The 17,150-nt window shown below is 66.3% G+C and carries 13 protein-coding genes and 1 tRNA gene; 6 read left to right on the top strand and 8 right to left on the bottom strand.

From position 1 onward, the window contains the following. Positions 1 to 232 precede the first annotated feature (232 nt). Positions 233 to 889, bottom strand: a complete 657-nt coding sequence (clpP, locus tag ACNI3R_RS17880) for an ATP-dependent Clp endopeptidase proteolytic subunit ClpP (RefSeq protein ID WP_426185841.1) — start codon at positions 887 to 889, stop codon at positions 233 to 235. A gap of 131 nt (positions 890 to 1,020) precedes the next feature. Here clpP and ACNI3R_RS17875 point away from each other — a divergent pair, with 131 nt between their 5' ends. Next, positions 1,021 to 2,367, top strand: coding sequence for a hypothetical protein (locus tag ACNI3R_RS17875; RefSeq protein WP_426185839.1), 1,347 nt, complete (start codon positions 1,021 to 1,023; stop codon positions 2,365 to 2,367). Positions 2,368 to 2,429: 62 nt separating this feature from the next. Here the strand turns inward: ACNI3R_RS17875 and tig are convergent, their stop codons facing one another. The 6 genes from tig to gatC form a co-directional block, all read right to left on the bottom strand. Further along, positions 2,430 to 4,028: a trigger factor gene (gene tig, locus ACNI3R_RS17870; protein WP_426185837.1), complete on the bottom strand. Its 1,599-nt coding sequence runs from the start codon at positions 4,026 to 4,028 to the stop codon at positions 2,430 to 2,432. Between the two features lie 68 nt (positions 4,029 to 4,096). Next, positions 4,097 to 4,181, bottom strand: a tRNA-Leu gene (locus ACNI3R_RS17865). 148 nt (positions 4,182 to 4,329) lie between these two features. Continuing rightward, positions 4,330 to 7,470, bottom strand: a complete 3,141-nt coding sequence (locus tag ACNI3R_RS17860; RefSeq protein ID WP_426185835.1) for a hypothetical protein — start codon at positions 7,468 to 7,470, stop codon at positions 4,330 to 4,332. Between the two features lie 82 nt (positions 7,471 to 7,552). After that, entirely contained in the window at positions 7,553 to 9,037 is a 1,485-nt protein-coding gene (gatB, locus tag ACNI3R_RS17855; RefSeq protein WP_426185833.1) for an Asp-tRNA(Asn)/Glu-tRNA(Gln) amidotransferase subunit GatB, read from the bottom strand. Continuing rightward, entirely contained in the window at positions 9,034 to 10,521 is a 1,488-nt protein-coding gene (gatA, locus tag ACNI3R_RS17850; RefSeq protein WP_426185831.1) for an Asp-tRNA(Asn)/Glu-tRNA(Gln) amidotransferase subunit GatA, read from the bottom strand. The genes gatB and gatA overlap by 4 nt, the downstream gene beginning before the upstream one ends. Next, positions 10,521 to 10,808 carry an Asp-tRNA(Asn)/Glu-tRNA(Gln) amidotransferase subunit GatC gene (gene gatC, locus ACNI3R_RS17845; protein WP_296625144.1) on the bottom strand — a complete coding sequence of 96 codons (288 nt, stop codon included), beginning with the start codon at positions 10,806 to 10,808 and terminating at the stop codon, positions 10,521 to 10,523. Before gatC ends, gatA begins: the two co-directional genes overlap by 1 nt. Positions 10,809 to 10,986: 178 nt before the next feature. Between gatC and ACNI3R_RS17840 the strand changes: the two genes are divergently transcribed. The 4 genes from ACNI3R_RS17840 (at position 10,987) to ACNI3R_RS17825 (ending at position 14,794) form a co-directional block, all read left to right on the top strand. Next, positions 10,987 to 12,102 (top strand): DUF3089 domain-containing protein, encoded by a 1,116-nt coding sequence (locus tag ACNI3R_RS17840; RefSeq protein ID WP_426185828.1) that lies wholly within the window; start codon positions 10,987 to 10,989, stop codon positions 12,100 to 12,102. Continuing rightward, positions 12,099 to 12,554, top strand: a complete 456-nt coding sequence (gene ruvX, locus ACNI3R_RS17835) for a Holliday junction resolvase RuvX (protein ID WP_426185826.1) — start codon at positions 12,099 to 12,101, stop codon at positions 12,552 to 12,554. The genes ACNI3R_RS17840 and ruvX overlap by 4 nt, the downstream gene beginning before the upstream one ends. A 63-nt stretch (positions 12,555 to 12,617) precedes the next feature. Continuing rightward, a complete protein-coding gene (locus ACNI3R_RS17830; RefSeq protein WP_426185824.1) occupies positions 12,618 to 13,568 on the top strand; it encodes an aspartate carbamoyltransferase catalytic subunit in 951 nt (316 codons plus the stop codon). Then, positions 13,565 to 14,794, top strand: coding sequence for a dihydroorotase (locus ACNI3R_RS17825; protein ID WP_426185822.1), 1,230 nt, complete (start codon positions 13,565 to 13,567; stop codon positions 14,792 to 14,794). The genes ACNI3R_RS17830 and ACNI3R_RS17825 overlap by 4 nt, the downstream gene beginning before the upstream one ends. Here the strand turns inward: ACNI3R_RS17825 and ACNI3R_RS17820 are convergent. After that, positions 14,786 to 15,889, bottom strand: a complete 1,104-nt coding sequence (locus ACNI3R_RS17820) for a tetratricopeptide repeat protein (RefSeq protein WP_426185820.1) — start codon at positions 15,887 to 15,889, stop codon at positions 14,786 to 14,788. The two genes, ACNI3R_RS17825 and ACNI3R_RS17820, sit on opposite strands and share 9 nt — an antisense overlap. A 173-nt stretch (positions 15,890 to 16,062) precedes the next feature. Here ACNI3R_RS17820 and ACNI3R_RS17815 point away from each other — a divergent pair, with 173 nt between their 5' ends. Continuing rightward, positions 16,063 to 17,148: an SPOR domain-containing protein gene (locus tag ACNI3R_RS17815; RefSeq protein ID WP_426185818.1), complete on the top strand. Its 1,086-nt coding sequence runs from the start codon at positions 16,063 to 16,065 to the stop codon at positions 17,146 to 17,148. Positions 17,149 to 17,150: the final 2 nt, after the last annotated feature.

Here is a 17,150-nt window from a genome sequence, read left to right as displayed (position 1 = left end):
GTCGCATCCTAAACACGTCCATCCCCTTCTCACAACCACCTTAAGAAGCGATGATCAATCCGGTGGTTCCCTTTGGATATGGGTACCTTGGGCCAGCACGCAAGCGCCGATACGGCAAGCCGTCCTCCGGCTTCACGTCGATCCGACCGGAAAATCCGCGCAAAAAACAAGGCGCGCCCCTCCTTCGATCGAGGGGCGCGCCTCGCCATCACCGTGCGAGACGGCGCAGCGCTCAGGCTGCGGCTGCCTCATCGGCAGGGCTCGGACGCTTGTCGAACACCTCGTCGATAAGACCGAAGGCCTTGGCCTCGTCGGCTTCCATGAACTTGTCACGATCCATCGCCGCCTCGATCGCCTCGATCGACTGTTTGGTATATTTTGCGTAGAGCGAGTTCAGGCGATGCCGCATGCGCAAGATCTCGCGCGCCTGAATCTCGATATCGGCGGCCATGCCCTGCGCACCGCCCGACGGCTGATGCACCATGATCCGCGAATTGGTCAGCGCCACGCGCATTCCGGGCTCGCCGGCGGCGAGCAGGAAGCTGCCCATCGACGCGGCCTGACCGATGCACAGCGTGCCGACGCGCGGGCGGATATACTGCATCGTGTCGTGGATCGAGAGACCCGCCGTCACCACGCCGCCCGGCGAGTTGATATACATATAGATGTCCTTCTTCGGATTTTCCGATTCGAGGAACAGCAACTGGGCGACGATCAGCGAAGCCATATGGTCTTCGACCTGCCCGGTGACGAAGATGATTCGTTCACGCAGCAGGCGCGAATAGATGTCGAAGCTCCGTTCGCCGCGGTTCGACTGCTCGATCACCACAGGAACCAGCGCGCCAGACTCCGGATTCAGGAATTGGCCGGTTTCGAACGGATTCTGCATGGATGAATTGGTCCTTCGTTTTTGTATCCTGCCCAACATCGGCCTTTGCTGCCGGGGATTCAAGAGGGTCCTGAAATCACTGGCGCTCCCGTAACCGATCGGCAAGATGGTGGCATGTTGGGGGCTGATAGATGCTGAAGACGATGCGGGCGGAAAGCATCCTGCGCCGGGGGGCTCTGGGCATCGGGGTCGGCTTCGTCGCCGGTCTCCTGCTGTTCGCGCTGTTCGCGCTCGGCAACCGCGCGAGCCTTGGCCGCGAGCTGCCTCTGGCCGAAGCCCATGTCCGGCAGGCCTTCGCCACGGCCGCGCTGCAGAATGAGGACTGGCTCGTCGGCAACACCGATATCGGCCGCCACCAATATAATGACTGCCTGATCCTCTATATGGCGATCGACCAGCAAGCCCCTGCGGACCAGCTGGCAGTCAGCCCGGTCAAACCCGTCCAGCGCACTGACGAGACGATGTGCGGCGCGCTGCGCGCCTATGCCTCAGGCGACCATGAGGCCGGACGGACCGGGCTCTTCTATCATCAATATATCCACGGCCACACGATGCTCGCTCGCTATCTGTTGCCGCTCGCGTCCGTGGAGCAGATTCGCACCGCCTATCATTTCCTCCAGACCCTGCTCGTCCTTTCGGGCATGATGGTCGCGATGCTGGCGCTGGCCAGCGGCCGACGGCCGACCGAAAGTCTGGTCTGGCTGATCGTCTTTCTCGCGCTGTCGCGCTGGTTCGGCCTCGAATCCTACGGGCAGTCGCTGAGCCATGCGCCATCGGACGCGATCATTCTGCTCTATCTGTTGTTCCTCGCCATGGCATCCGCGCGCGGCGGGCTGGGTCGCCGGACCTCGCTTATTGCCGCCGCTCTGTTCGGCGCTGCGACGGCCATTTTCGAGTTCCTGACCGGCGGCATTCCCTTCGGCCTCGCCATCATCATCGGCGGGTTGCCCTTCGCACTGCGCGACGCCCCACCGCGCGAGATCGCCGAACAGGTGGTCGAAGCGCTGTTCGCCTTCTGCGCGGCGGTCGCGACCTGCATGGTCCTGAAACTTCTATTGGCGCTTTCGGTCTTCGGCCTCGAATCCTTCCGCGAAAGCGCCGCGCAGCTGGGCGTTCGCCTCGGCATGGGCGAGCAGCAGCCCGACCTCGGTCCGGTCAAGCTAGCCAAGTCCTTGGTCAAGGGTCTCAATTCGCTCGCGGCGGGCATGCATGTTCTGGCCGGCGCGATGCTGGCGACCGCGATAGGCTTTGGGGCGTGGAGTGCCCGCCTGCTGCTCGCCAGCGGTGATCCGACCCTGCGCGCCCGCACCCTGCATCTGCTGCTGTCCAACCTCGCGATCGTCGCCATGCTCGGCCTGCTGTGGCAGCACACCGCGATCCACGCCTGGTTCATGGACCGGCTGTTCGTCTGGACCATCGCGAGCGGCTTCGCTTTGTTCGCGATGGCGATCCTCCACCGCAGGCACCTCGCCCGGTAGCGACCCAAACAAAAAGGCCGGACATCGCTGCCCGGCCTCTTCGCTGACTGTCGTCCGGCGGATTACTCGGCCGGAGCGGCCTTCTTCTTGGCCGGCGCCTTCTTGGCGGGAGCGGCTTCGCCGTCCTCGGCCTTGGCAGCGGCGGCCTTCTTGGCCGGGGCCTTCTTCGGCGCAGGTGCGGCTTCCTCTACCGCTGCCTCGTCGGCCTTCTCCTTCTTGGGAGCGGCCTTCTTGGCGGCAGGCTTCTTGGCCGGTTCGGCATGGCCATGGTCATGGTCGTGATCATGGTTGCAATCCGGACCGTGGACGTGGCCCTTGCCGATCGTGTCGTCGTCGGCCTCGATCGCGGCTTCCAGCTCCTCGCGCGTCACTTCGCGGTCGGTGATCTCGGCCTTGCCGAACAGGAAGTCGATGACCTTGTCCTCATACAGCGGCGCGCGCAGCTGGGCGGCGGCCATCGGATCCTGCTGCAGATACTGGACGAAGCGCTCGCGGTCCTTCGGCTGATACTGGAAGGCAGCCTGCTGGATCAGGCGCTGCATTTCCTGCGCGCTGACCTCGACGCCGTTCTGCTGGCCGATCTCCGACAGGAGCAGGCCGAGGCGAACGCGGCGCTCGGCGATCGCGCGATAATCGTCACGATCCTTCTCCATGTCGGCGCGGGCGGCCTCGGGGTCTTCCTCGTGCGTCGCTTCATGCTCCAGCTGCTGCCAGATCTGAGCGAACTCGGCCTCGACCATCGACGGCGGAACCGGGAAGTCGTGGCCGGCGGCGAGCTGGTCGAGCAGCTTGCGCTTCATGTGGGTGCGGGTCAGGCCGTTGAGCTCCTGCTCGATCTGGCCCTTCACCAGCTCGCGCAGCTGGTCGATGCCCTGCAGGCCCAGTGTCTTGGCGAACTCGTCGTCGATCTTGGTCTCGCCCGGAACGCGGACGTCGGTGACGGTGACTTCGAACACCGCAGCCTTACCGGCCAGCGACTTCTCGCCATAATCTTCCGGAAAGGTCACGTTCAGCGAGCGCGATTCGCCCTTCTTGACGCCTTCCAGCTGCGCTTCGAAACCGGGGATCAGGCGGCCCGAGCCGAGCTCGACCGACATGCCGGTGCCGGTGCCGCCCTCGAAGGCAACGCCGTCGACGCTGCCGGCGAAGTCCATGACCACAAGGTCACCCTCGACGGCCGGATGACCTTCCATGGCGTCCTGATACTGCTTCTGCTGCGACGCGATGCGCTCGATCTGGCTGTCGATCTCGTCGGGGGCGGCCGGAACGGTCAGGCGCTCGAGCTTCAGGCCTTCGATCGCCGGTGCGGGCACCTCGGGGAGCACTTCGAGCTCGACCTTCAGCGCCACATCCTTGCCGGTTTCATAGTCGCCGTCGACGAGTTCGACCGAAGGCTGCATCGCGGGGCGGAGCTTCTGCTCGGTCAGAAGCTGCTGGACGCCGTCCTGCACCGCCTTGTTGAGCACGTCCTGCTCGATCGCCGGACCGTGCATCTTCTTGATCAGGTTGGCGGGAACCTTGCCGGGGCGGAAGCCGGGCATGCGGATCTGCGGCGCGATCGTCTTGATCTCCGCTTCGATGCGCTTGGCGACATCATTGGCGGGGATCGTCAGCGTATAGGCGCGCTTCAGGCCCTCATTGAGCGTTTCGACAGTCTGCATGGGTCGCATCCAACCTCTATCTCGAGAAAATCTTGGTCGATCCCGCTTCGCGCGCCAAGGGCGGAAGCTGGTGCGGGCGAAGGGACTCGAACCCCCACATCTTGCGATACTGGAACCTAAATCCAGCGCGTCTACCAGTTCCGCCACGCCCGCAAAAAAGGACCGCCGGTCGGCGCGCTCTATAGCAACATGCGAGGCGAGTACAACCCGGCGCATGACAAGGCGGTTTCGACGCCCGCCTGATAGGCGGGAGACGCCCTGAACGGCGAGCGTGACAGCGTTATGACGACCGCGCCCGAGGTCAGCGCTGCACCGCCAGCGCCGGGTTGTTGGTCGCCTGCAGGAAGTGGAACCACCCCTCCCCGGCCATCTCGCCGCGCTTCAGCTCTTCGGCCTTCTTCTGTTCGCGCCAGCCATTGGCCGTCTTCTGCGCGGCGACGATGTCCTCGCCCTCCTGCCCCAGCAGATAACGCAGCCAGGAGGGGGCCGCGATCAGCTGGTCCATCGACTGCCCGTCGCGCCGGATCGGCCCCTGATCACCGATGAAGACGTCCCAGCTGGGCGCCTGCCCCCACAGCCGGGCCAGATCGCGGTAGCTGCGCGGCAGGCGGGACACGTCGCCGCCCACCGCGCGGACATGGTCGGCCGACCAGATGCCGAGCATATAGTCGGTGCCCCCGAGCGGCGGGTGCAACGCGCCCTCGTTGATCCGCCCGACCACGCGAATCCGGTGCATGCGGATCAGCCAGTCGACGATCGTCCGTACCTTGGGCGAAGCTTCGCGCAGCGCCGCATTGAACCCCATCTTCTCGCCTGCAGCCAGCGCGGTCAGCCAATAGCCGATGCCGAACTCATGCTGGTGGAGCAGCCGATCCTCCTCCTGATTGACGATGCCGAAATGGGGCGCGGCCGCGAACACGGCGAGCCGCATGTCGACCCGCCCCTCGGGCATCAGATTGTCGGGCGGATTCAGGAAGCCCGGCGTGCTCGCATAATAGCGATCGTGAAAGGCCTCGAAGTCGAAGGTCGCGAAGTCGAGCACCTCCTTGCGGCTGTAGAGCCGGGTGGAGCCGGCGCTGGCGGTCTTCCAGGCCAGGGCGGCGTGCATATAGGCCCAGGCTCCCTCGCGCGAAGACCACAGCGCCAGCCACTGATCGCCGATGATGTCGTTCGAATAGAGGCGGTTCTGGTCCCAGAAACGATGGCCGAGAAAGGCGAATTCGGGTGTCCGGAACAGCAGGCTGCCCCATCCGGGAAACTGATGGCCGTGGAGCTTGTCGACCTGGAAGGTGCCGAAATAGGGCCGGTCGGGGGCATCGCCCGCATAGGGCACCGATACCCTGAGCGGGTTGACGCCCTGCAGCCATCCCGCAACGCGCCCGCCCTGCTGGTACCAGGCCTGCGACGCCGGCAGCCCCTGATCGCCGGGGCCGTAATAATGGTTGCGCAGCTTGATCGGGCGTCGGGCATTGCCCTTGAACAACGGCACGTTGCGGCCCTTCTCGAACGAGTGAACCGCGTCCGAGACATAGCCGGTCAGATAGTCGAGCGCGATCGACCGCCAGGGCGTCCCGTCATGCGGCCGCAGGCCATTGGGCAGGTTCATGTGCCAGACGATGGGCTCCGAGATGATCTGGCGATCGTCCCGGATGCCACCCGAACCGGTCACCGGCGAACGGCCCTGGATGTTGAACGGCGTATATTCGAGCCAGAGCGCCGCGTTCGCCGCCATCGAATTGGCCGTGTAGAGCAAGCTCGGATAGGGATCGCGCGTCCGTCCCGTCCGGCCGACCATCGTCCGGTAATCGCTCTGCTTCCAAGGGATGACGCGGATATTGCCGAAGCCGTTGGCCTGCCCTTCATTGCCCGCGCCGCCGCTGAAGATGCGCAGGTCATAGCCGTTGACCGAATAGTCGAGATGACTGCCGAAAGGGATGCTGAGGTCGAGCAGCGGCACCGAGGCGCGGATCAGGCCCTGATCATGGCTGCCGGGGTCGCGGCTGCGCCAGATGATCCCCGAGCGCACGGTGCCGTGCGGGTACCAGCGATGCTCCTTGCTGGTCATCGCGCAGCCGCGCCCGTCGCTGGGGCCGCCAAAATGGCGGGGGATGTCGAGCCCGTTGAGGGGGCCGCCATCGGGCCGCGCGACTGTTGCGATTACCCGGTCGTCGCGGTCGACTATGCGCCATTTGTGCGGGACCATATAGGCGTTGCGGCCCGAAGGATCGCCGAAGGGATTGTCCGGCATCACGCTGTCGTCCCAGTCATAGCCAAACTGGAACTGGACATAGTCGCCGCTGCGGATCGCCTCGCAGCGATAGGCGATGCCGCCGATTACGGGCACCGGCCCCTGCGGCAGGCATTCGATCCAGGCCGGCATGGCGGCACCCAGCGTCGCATCCTCGAACCGGCAATTCTGGGCGGCGGGCCGGGTCATGACCAGCGCGTTCGGGTGATCGACCGCTCTTCCCGACGACCAGTCCTCGAGCACCGCTTTATAAGCCGCACCCGCCGGCACCTCGAGCGAACCGATGGTGATGTCGATCGTCCCGACCGATCCATCCGGTGCGCGCCAAGCCAGCGTGCGCGGCGGCTGGGGCTGCGCCACAGCTCGGGCGTCAACGACGAGCTTCGGCAAATCCAGACCCCTGAAAGGTCCGGTAGAAACAGGTGGATAGGACAGGTTGGTGACCGGACGATCAAAGCTCAGCGCGATCTGTTTGACGACCATGCCGTCGGCCGCCTGCCGCGCATTGCCGAGCACGGCATTGACCCACAGGTCCATCGCCGGGGTCAGGCGCGGCTTGATCTTCGTCGGGAAAGGGCCACCCGCGGGCTTGCCGTCGATGAAGAAGGACAGAAAGCCGCCCGGCTTGCCCGGTGCATTGCGCCATTCGAGTTCGAGCAACTGCTCGGTCCCCGGCTTGCGCATCACCGTGCTGAAGAAGCCACCTTCGGCTGCATCGTCGCGGGTAATCAGCGCTTCTAGCTGGTCGGAGCCATAGCGCGTCGTGAGCAGCACCGCTCCCACACCCCAGTCCATCAGATAACAGAGCAGCGCCCCGTCCGCCCGGGGGACCACGCCGCGAAAGGAGCAGCGCAAACGGCTCGGCGCCTGCGAACTCAGCCGGTCACCGCTCGACGGAAAGTCCAGTCCCAGCGGCTTGGAATGAAGCGAGCTGTCCTTGTTGAGCCTGATGCCCGCCGGCCCCGACACCGCAGGACCGCTGGCGACGAGCGGGATCCGGCCTGACAGCGCGTCGCCCTGACCGATCGCCATGGTCGACGGTCCGGCGAAACTCCAGTCGACCCGCACCGCGCGGGTGGAGACGGTCGCGACTTCACGCGCGAGCGGAAGACCGTCAGGAACCGAAAGCTGATAATCGCCGCTACCCGAAGAAAGGTTCAGCGGAATGACGGAGCCGGGATCGCCATAGATCATGGCCGATCATAACGCAGAGCGGAGACTGCGCCACTCTGCAGTTGGGAGGCGGACGGAGCGTCGCCCGTCCGCCCTCAAAAGGTCAGCCAAGGGCCTTCTTGAGCAGGTCGTTGACGACGCCCGGATTGGCTTTGCCGCCCATCGCTTTCATCGTCTGGCCGACGAAGAAGCCGAACAGCTTGTCCTTGCCGCTACGATATTCCGCGACCTTGTCGGCATTCGCCGCCATGACGTCGGCGATCACCTTCTCGATCGCGCCGGTGTCGCTGGTCTGCTTGAGCCCGCGCTCCTCGACGATCTTCGCCGGATCGTCGCCGGTTTCGAGCATGATCTCGAACACCTGCTTCGACAGCGTGCCCGACAGCGTGCCGTCGGCGACGAGGCCGAGCAGTTCGGCGCCCTGCTGCGGCGTCACCGGGCTTTCGCCGATCGACTTGCCGAGCCGGTTGAGCGCGCCGAAAAGGTCGGAAATCAACCAGTTGGATGCCTGTTTTCCAACTTCGGGGCCAGTCTTGCCGGTCGCGTCGAGCAGTGCCTCGAACCAGCGCGCGGTCTCGACGTCCGACGTGATCACCGCCGCATTATAGGCGGACAGCCCCAGTTCACCCTCATAGCGTGCACGCTTCGCGTCCGGCAGTTCCGGAAGCTCGGAACGGCAGCGCTCGATGAACTCGTCGCTCAATTCGAGCGGGAGGAGATCGGGATCGGGGAAGTAGCGATAATCATGCGCATCTTCCTTCGACCGCATCGAGCGCGTCTCGTTGCGGTCGGGATCGTAGAGGCGGGTTTCCTGTACGATCTTGCCACCGCTTTCGAGCACGTCGACCTGGCGATTCGCCTCGGTCTCGATCGCCGCCATCACGAAGCGGACCGAGTTGACGTTCTTCGTTTCGGTACGGGTGCCGAAGGGCTCGCCGACCTTGCGCACCGACACGTTGACGTCGGCGCGCATGGAGCCTTCTTCCATATTGCCGTCGCACGAGCCGACATAGCGAAGGATCGATCGCAGCTTCCGGAGATAAGCTCCTGCTTCTGCAGGAGAACGCATGTCGGGACGCGACACGATTTCCATCAGCGCGACGCCCGAACGGTTGAGGTCGACATAGGAACGCGTCGGATGCTGGTCGTGCATCAGCTTGCCGGCGTCCTGCTCGACATGGATGCGCTCGACACCGATCGTCTTGGCGTCCTTGATGCCCGCCTTCTCATCGGCGTCGATCGTGATCGTGCCCTCGCCCACAAGCGGATGATAGAGTTGCGAGATCTGGTAACCCTGGGGAAGATCGGCGTAGAAATAATTCTTCCGGTCGAAGCGCGACCAGCGATTGATCTGCGCGCCGATCGCCATGCCGGTCTTGACGGCCTGGCGGATGCACTCCTCGTTCGGCACCGGGAGCATGCCCGGCATCGCCGCATCGATCAGCGAGACATTCTGGTTGGGCTCCGCGCCGAAGACGGCCGAGGCACCCGAGAAGAGCTTGGCGTTGGAGACGACCTGTGCGTGCACTTCGAGGCCGATGACGACCTCCCACTCACCCGTCGCGCCCTGGATACGATAGCTGCTCATTTCGCCCACCAATTCTGCGGCCGCGCCACGAAGCCGGCCCGCTGCTCGATCGCAAGACCGGCATTGAGGACGCCCTGCTCGTCAAGCGGGCGGCCGATGATCTGGAGACCGAGCGGAAGCCCCTGCCCGTCGAGCCCTGCGGGCACCGACATGGCCGGCACACCGGCGAGGCTCGCCGGCACGGTGAAGACGTCGTTGAGATACATCTCCAGCGGATCCGCATTTTTTTCGCCGAGCGCGAAGGCCGCCGACGGCGCGGTCGGCGTCAGCAGCACGTCGACCTGCTTGAACGCCTCCTCGAAGTCGCGCGCGATCAGCGCCCGCACCTTCTGCGCTTTTGTATAATAGGCGTCGTAGAATCCCGCCGAGAGCACATAGGTGCCGATCAGGATGCGCCGCTTGACCTCGGGGCCGAAGCCAGCCGCGCGGGTCGCCGCGTACATGTCCTGCAGATTGGCGCCATCGGGCAGGTCGCGCAGGCCGTAACGCACGCCGTCATAGCGCGCGAGGTTGGACGAGGCCTCCGCCGGCGCGATGATATAATAGGTCGGCAGCGCATAGCGGGTATGCGGCAGCGACACGTCGACGATCTCGGCGCCGGCATCGCGCAGCCAGGCGATACCCTGCTGCCACAACGCGTCGATCTCCGCCGGCATGTTGTCGACCCGATATTCCTTCGGAATACCGACCTTCTTGCCTCTGAGATCGCTCGACAAATTGGCTTCCCAGCGCGGAACCGAGACGTCCAGCGAGGTCGAGTCCTTCGGGTCGAAACCCGACATCGCCTCGAGCAGGATCGCGCTGTCGCGAACGTCCTGCGCCATCGCGCCGGCCTGGTCGAGCGACGAGGCGAAAGCGACGATACCGAAGCGCGAGCAGCGACCATAGGTCGGCTTGATGCCCGCGATACCGGTGAAAGCCGCCGGCTGACGGATCGACCCGCCGGTGTCGGTGCCCGTCGCCGCAGGCACGATCCGCGCCGCGATCGCGGACGAGGAACCGCCCGAGGAACCGCCGGGCGCGAGCGGCGCATTGCCGCCGTCATTGCGCCGCCACGGCGAGACGACATTGCCGAAGGCGCTCGTCTCGTTCGACGAGCCCATGGCGAACTGGTCGAGGTTGAGCTTGCCGAGCATGCCCGCGCCCGCCGCGAACAGCTTGGCGGTCACCGTCGACTCATAAGGCGGCACGAAGCCTTCGAGCATCCCGCTCGCCGCCGTCGTCTGATAGCCGGCGGTGCAGAACAGATCCTTGATGCCCAGCGGAATGCCCGACAGCGGGAGCAATTCCCCAGCCGCGCGGGCGCGATCAGCCGCTTCGGCCGCCGCGATGGCGTGGTCAGGCGTCTCGATGATGAAGGCGTTGAGCGGCTTGGCGCTCGCAACCGCGCCATTGAACGCCTCGGCGACCTCGCGGGCGGAAAACTCCCCCGCGCGGAAGCCGTCGCGCAGGCCGGCGATGCCCAGATCGGTGATGGCGCTCATTATTCGATCACCTTCGGAACGGCGAAGAAGCCATGTTCGGCCTGGGGCGCGTTCGCCAGCACCTTGTCGCGAATGTCGCCATCGGTGACGACGTCGGCGCGCAGGCGCTGGTGGTTGGGGATGACGGCAGCCAGCGGGTCGACACCATCGGTGTCGACTTCGCCAAGCTGCTCGATCCAGCCCAGGATGTTGTTGAGTTCGGGAACCATGGCTTCCACATCGCCGTCGGTAACGGCGATCCGCGCCAGGCTCGCGATCTTGCGGACGGTTGCGGCATCGACTGACATGGCCGCGCGGCTAGCATCCGGGCCGCGCGGCGGCAAGGGCGGCATGACGTATCGCGACCGAAACGGGCGCACCAACTCCCTCATCTGCCCGCACGATCCCCATTGGACGCATGCGCGATTGCCCGCTACGCACTTGCCCCGATCGTCGTTGATGTCGCACTCGCAGACGGAGCCGTCCTTGCTCGCTCGCCGTTTCCTCTACCTGATCGCGGGGTTGATCGTGCTCACCTTGGCCGCCGGACTGACCTGGTCGCTGTTCCAGGACCAGCTGTTGCGCATGACCTTCGTGCCCGGCGGGCGCTTCGATGCGGCGGCGGCCGGCCCGGCCCCTGATTATCGCAGCGCCGCTGCCTGGCTTTCGCGCCCCGACCTGCCCGACGATCCCGCGCGCTGGTTGCCGGAAGGCGTCGCGCCCGCCGCGAGCAGGCCCGAGGTCGCGGTGTTCTACGTCCCGCCGACGACCTATTACAGCAAGGCCAGCTGGAACGCGCCGATCGCCAATGCCGAATCGCGCCAGTGGCTGCGCGTCTTTGCGTGGAGCGAGGCGAGCGCTTTCAACGGCATGGGCGCGATCTGGGCGCCGCGATACCGCTCGGCGACGCTCGGTACCTTCATGACCGACGCGCCCGATGCGGCGAAGGCGCTCGACCTGGCCTATGGCGATGTCGAGCGGGCCTTTGAAGCCTTTCTAGCGCAGTTGCCGGCCAACCGCCCGATCCTGCTCGCGGGGCACAGCCAGGGTACGGTGCACCTGATGCGGCTGCTGAAAGACAAGGTCGCGGGCAAGCCGATCGCCAAGCGCATCGTCGCCGCCTATCTTGTCGGTTGGCCGATCTCGGTAGAGGCGGACGTTCCCGCGCTTGGCCTTCCGGCCTGCACCCGCGCCGACGAGGCCGGCTGCATCCTGTCGTGGCAGAGCTTCGCCGAACCGGCCGAACCCCGCCAGATACGGCAGATCTTCGAGTCCTCGATCGGTCTGACCGGCGCGCCGCGCAAGGGTACGGCCATGATCTGCATCAATCCGCTGACCGGCTTGCCCGACAGCGCAGCCGCTCCCGCCGCCAATATCGGCGCTCTCGTCCCGAGAAGCGATTATATGGGCGCAGATGTGAAGCCGGGCGTCGTCGGCGCGCGCTGCGATCCGTCGGGGGTGCTGCTGATCGGTGCGCCACCCAAGGGGTTCGACCGCTTCGTCATGCCGGGCAACAATTATCATGTGTTCGACTATGCGCTGTTCTGGGCCAACATCCGCGCGGATGCGGCGCGGCGCAGCGCGGCCTATCTCGGCCGATGATCACCAGCTCCACCCTCGACTTCCGTGACGCTTTGCCCGCTCGTGGCCGCCTCGCCGGGCTCGATGTCGGCACCAAGACGATCGGTATCGCGCTGTGCGACGCAAGCTGGACGATCGCCAGCCCCGCCGAGACGATCCAGCGGACCAAGTTCACCGTCGACGCGGCCAAGCTCCGGCAACTGGTGACGGCGCAGTTGGTCACCGGACTCGTGATCGGCCTGCCGCTCAACCTCGACGGCAGCGATTCGCCGCGTACCCAGTCGGTCCGCGCTTTCGCCCGCAATATCGAGGCGATGGACCTGCCGATATTGCTGTGGGACGAGCGCTGGTCGACCCAGGCGGTCACGCGCACCCTGCTAGACGCGGACGCCAGCCGGGCGCGCCGGGCCGAACTGGTCGACAAGCTGGCGGCCTCCTACATCCTGCAGGGCGCGATCGACGCAATGATCTGAGGCACGAGCAGCCCCCAAAGCCCGCTTGAGATCGTCCCCGCCCTGCCCTATGGCGCGGCTTTAATGTCTGTATCCTTCCCGCACCGCCATCTCACCGGCATTTACGGGCTTTTGCCGCACGAGATCCTGTTCCTGCTCGACGAAGCCGAGCAGTGGATCGCGCTCAACCGCGCGACCAGCAAACATGACGATCGCCTGTCCGGCCTGACGCTGATCAATGCCTTTTTCGAAAATTCGACACGGACGCTGCTGTCCTTCGAGATCGCCGGCAAGCGCCTCGGCGCCGACGTGGTCAACATGCAGGTCGGCGCGTCGAGCGTGAAGAAGGGTGAGACGCTGATCGATACCGCGATGACGCTCAACGCGATGCGCGCCGACATGATCGTCATCCGGCACCAGTCGTCGGGCGCGGTCCAGCTGATCGCCGACAAGGTCGACTGCCCCGTATTGAATGCCGGCGACGGGCGCCACGAACACCCGACCCAGGCCCTGCTCGACGCGCTGACGATCCGCCGCCGCAAGGGCCGGATCGCGGGGCTCATCGTCGCGATCTGCGGCGATATCCTGCACAGCCGCGTCGCGCGCTCGAACATTCTCGCACTCACCACCCTGGGCGCCGAAGTCCGCGTCATCGCGCCGCCAACGCTGATGCCTGCCGCGATCGACCGGATGGGCGCGATCCCGTTCAGCGATTTCGATGCTGGGCTCGACGGTGCCGATGTGGTGATGATGCTCCGCCTGCAGAATGAACGGATGGATGGGGCTTATCTGCCGTCTCCGCGCGAGTTCCATGCACTTTACGGCCTCACGCCCGAACGGCTCGAACGCGCCGCGCCCGATGCGCTGGTGATGCACCCCGGTCCGATGAACCGCGGGGTCGAGATCACCAGCAGCGTCGCCGATGACCCGACCCGCTCGGCGATCACCGAGCAGGTCGAGATGGGCGTGGCGGTGCGGATGGCCTGCCTCGACGTCCTGACCCGCAAACGGCGTGGCGTGGAGGGTTGGGCATGACCGGTTCGCTCGCCATCCTCAACGCACGCATCGTCGATCCCGCCGCCGGAACGATCACCAATGGCGGCATCCTCGTCCGCGACCGGCGGATCGCGGCGGTCGGTCTGTTCGAATGCCCCGTCGATGTTCCGCGCATCGACGCGGGCGGCGCGCACGTCGCACCGGGCTTGATAGATCTCGGCGTCTTCGCAATCGACCTCAAGGCCTTTACCGCCGGCGGCATCACGCGCGCCGTGCTGATGCCCGATCAGTCGCCACCGCTCGACCATGCGGCGCTGGTCCAGCGCGCGGCCGCTGCGGGCAAGCCCGACCTGTGGATTCATCCGCTCGCCGCCGCGACCAAGGGGCTGGCGGGTTCCGAAATGGCGGAAATGGGCCTGATGAAGGCGGGCGGCGCCTGCGCCGTGGCCACAGGTCGGCGCTGGATCGCCGATGCGGGCGTCATGTACCGCATCCTGTCCTACGCCCGTGCACTCGACCTGCTCGTGATCAGCCACGCCGAGGATGGCGGCCTGACCGCCGGCGCGGTCGCAACCGAAGGCGAATATGCGACGCGCATGGGCCTGCCCGCCGCTCCCGCCATTGCCGAAGCCATGGCGGTCGCGCGCGACATCATGCTGGCCGAACAGAGCGGCGCGCGGATTCATTTTCGCCAGCTGACGACGAGGCGTGCCTTCGATCTCGTCCGCGATGCAAAGCGCCGCGGCCTGCCGGTCAGCTGCGGGATCAGCCCCGCGCATCTGCTGCTGTCCGACATCGCAGTCGGCGGCTTCCGGACCTTCGCGCGCCTTTCCCCGCCGCTCCGCTCCGAGGATGACCGTCAAGCCGCGCTCGAAGCGCTGTCGGATGGTACCATCGACCTGCTCTGTTCGAGCCACGATCCGCTGGGCCCCGAAGCGAAGCGCCTCCCTTTCGCCGATGCCGATCCCGGCATGTCGGGTGCGGAGACGCTTCTGTCGCTATCGCTGGCGCTGGTTCGGGACGGCCGCATCGGGCTGCCGAGGCTGATCGAGCTGCTGTCGGCAACGCCCGCGCGCCTGCTCGATCTGCCCGGCGGATCGCTGGCGGTGGGGGCCGAGGCCGACCTGATCCTGTTCGATCCCGACAAGCCCTGGCGGATTTCGTCGGATGCGATGGCCTCGCACGCTGGCAACACGCCTTTCGACGGGCTTCCCGTTCAGGGCAAGGTGCTTCGGACGATCAAGGGCGGGGTCGCCCTAGGCTGATCGTTCGGGGCCCGCTTTGCGGGTGCGACGCGGGCTCCCGGAGAGGCTGATCCTCTGCAATCGCCCGCGACCGAGCACAGGCATGGCGTCGGACGCGCAGACCGCTGCGAGCCGCACCGGAAAACGGTTGGCGCGAGTCGACACGGTCATCCCCCGGCGTGATCCGGTGCGATAGAGTGACCGGCCGTCGGTGCGGACCGGAGCAGCGGCCAAAGGCGGGCTCTCCGGATCGGCCTCGCCCGACCGCACACCGCGCATCCGGGGTGGCCCCGTATAGGCAGCGGGACGAACCGGCTCCTGCTGGGGCTCGGGAAGAGCGTCGGCAACCGGCCGGGACGGTGCCACGGCATTGGACGAGGCGAAAGCGGCCGTTTCCGTCGTGCGATCCGCAAGGGCCAGCGCCGGCGGCATCCCCGGATCGGCCTGCGGCAGGACACCGACCAGCGCTCCCAATTGAAATGCGGGCGTTTCGCCAAGCTGGACGATGGTGGCCCAGCGACGCAACCTGTCGGCCATCTGCTCGGGAGGCACGTCCTGAGCGGCGATCGCAGCCGCGCTGGCCCAGTTGCCGGCCAACGCTTCGACGAAGGCGAGATTCTGGCGAAGGCGCGGCGTCGCCCGGTCGTCACGCGCAGCGTCCGACAACAATCCGTGCGCTCTTCCGATATCCCCCGCCAGAGCCAGCGCGAGACCGATGTCCGCTTCTCGTCCCGCCGTTTTCATTGCCGAGAGCCTTGCGAGCGCATCGGCTTTCTTGCCCAGAGCGATCTGCACCAGAACGAGACGCATGTGCGCGCCCGCCGCATCGGGATCGAGCAACAGAGCGTCGTTCAGTGCCTGCTCGGCGGACAGGAAACGACCCGACGCCAGATAGGCCGCGCCGAGAGCCAGACGGGATGGCGCGTGTTGCGGGTTGCTCAGGACGGCGTCCTCGGCGGCGCGAAGCTGCGGGTCGACGCTGGGCAGGCGCTGCGATGCATATGCCGCCGCGGGCGCATCGGCAGCCACCTCCGATAGAGGCACTGCCGCACTCGCCGTGCTCGGCAGCGCCAGTAACATCGCTCCAAACCCAGCCGTTCCTCTCGTCGCCGTCATGCTCCGTCATCCTTGCCCAAGGAAGTCGGCCGGAAGGCTAAAGGGCCCACGCTAAGCTATGGTTAATGCGACGGCGAGCATCGCAAAGCCGACAGCGGGGGCTATCGACAGGCCGGCATCTCGCGCTATCAGCAGCTTGGATGATGCCGACAGGAAATCGGGGGCGGTTGACGATGAAGAGCTTTGTGCTGGGCCTTGCGCTGGTCGGCGTGGCGATGGGTGCTCCGGCCGTTGCCGGCGTCAAGGAAGGCGTGGAAGCCTGGAAGGCGGGAGACTATCCCAAGGCGATCGCCGAATGGCGCGGTCCGGCCGAAGCAGGCGAACCCGATGCGCAGTTCAACCTTGGACAGGCCTATAAGCTCGGCCGCGGCGTACCCGTCGACCAGGCCCAGGCTCTGGCCTGGTATCGCAAGGCTGCCGCGTCCGGACATGAACAGGCGCAGGCCCTGCTTGGGCTGATGCTGTTCCAGAGCGGGCAACGCGAAGAGGCGATGACCTGGCTACGCAAGGCCGCCGACCGGGGCGAAGGCCGTGCGCAATATGTCGTCGGCACCGCCTATTTCAACGGCGACCTGCTGCCGAAAGACTGGGCCCGCGCCTATGCTTTCATGATGCGCGCGAAAGCGGCCGATATCGGCGCTGCGAACCAGAGCCTGATGCAGATGGAACAGGTCATCCCCGACAATCAGAAGCAGGCCGGACTGGCAATCGCGCGCGAACTCGAGCGTACCGCGATGTTGCGGACCAATGACGGCACCGGCCCGGCCGGAACGCCGCTGACGATGCGGACCACGGTCGTACCAGCCCCGGTCGGTCAGGCCAGCGTCCCGCCCTCGGCCCCGCCGCCCGCTCCGACGCCCGCACCCGTGATGGCGCAGGCCGCGCCGTCGACGCCATGGACGGCGCCGAGCGTTGCCGCATCACCGGCCAGCGAGCCCGCCCCCACCCCCGCCAAATCGGTTGCGACGCGTCCTGCCGCTCCGGCCCCGGCTGCCGTCCGTGCGCCACAAGCGGTGGTCGCGGTCGCCGGCGGCGGGTGGAAGATCCAGTTGGGCGCCTTCTCGAGCGCCGATGCAGCGCGCAACGCCTGGACGTCCTTGTCCGCCAAGGCCGGTCTCAAGGCGCTGACGCCGACCTACACGCCGGTGAAGACGCTGACCCGGCTCCAGGCCGGACCACTCGGCTCGCGCGCCGCCGCGCAGCAGGCCTGTGCGGCCGTCAAGGCGACCGGCACCACTTGCTTCGCCGTGGCGCCCTGAGC

Source organism: Rhizorhabdus antheiae (assembly GCF_049889055.1).
GTDB lineage: Bacteria > Pseudomonadota > Alphaproteobacteria > Sphingomonadales > Sphingomonadaceae > Rhizorhabdus.
Note: the sequence above shows the minus strand (reverse complement) of the source record. Positions and strands in the feature narration are given on the sequence as shown.

Coding starts and splice junctions, on each gene's coding strand:
- clpP (WP_426185841.1), bottom strand. CDS start 889: ATGCAGAATCCGTTCGAAACCGGCCAATTCCTGAATCCGGAGTCTGGC.
- ACNI3R_RS17875 (WP_426185839.1), top strand. CDS start 1,021: ATGCTGAAGACGATGCGGGCGGAAAGCATCCTGCGCCGGGGGGCTCTG.
- tig (WP_426185837.1), bottom strand. CDS start 4,028: ATGCAGACTGTCGAAACGCTCAATGAGGGCCTGAAGCGCGCCTATACG.
- ACNI3R_RS17860 (WP_426185835.1), bottom strand. CDS start 7,470: ATGATCTATGGCGATCCCGGCTCCGTCATTCCGCTGAACCTTTCTTCG.
- gatB (WP_426185833.1), bottom strand. CDS start 9,037: ATGAGCAGCTATCGTATCCAGGGCGCGACGGGTGAGTGGGAGGTCGTC.
- gatA (WP_426185831.1), bottom strand. CDS start 10,521: ATGAGCGCCATCACCGATCTGGGCATCGCCGGCCTGCGCGACGGCTTC.
- gatC (WP_296625144.1), bottom strand. CDS start 10,808: ATGTCAGTCGATGCCGCAACCGTCCGCAAGATCGCGAGCCTGGCGCGG.
- ruvX (WP_426185826.1), top strand. CDS start 12,099: ATGATCACCAGCTCCACCCTCGACTTCCGTGACGCTTTGCCCGCTCGT.
- ACNI3R_RS17830 (WP_426185824.1), top strand. CDS start 12,618: ATGTCTGTATCCTTCCCGCACCGCCATCTCACCGGCATTTACGGGCTT.
- ACNI3R_RS17825 (WP_426185822.1), top strand. CDS start 13,565: ATGACCGGTTCGCTCGCCATCCTCAACGCACGCATCGTCGATCCCGCC.
- ACNI3R_RS17820 (WP_426185820.1), bottom strand. CDS start 15,889: ATGACGGCGACGAGAGGAACGGCTGGGTTTGGAGCGATGTTACTGGCG.
- ACNI3R_RS17815 (WP_426185818.1), top strand. CDS start 16,063: ATGAAGAGCTTTGTGCTGGGCCTTGCGCTGGTCGGCGTGGCGATGGGT.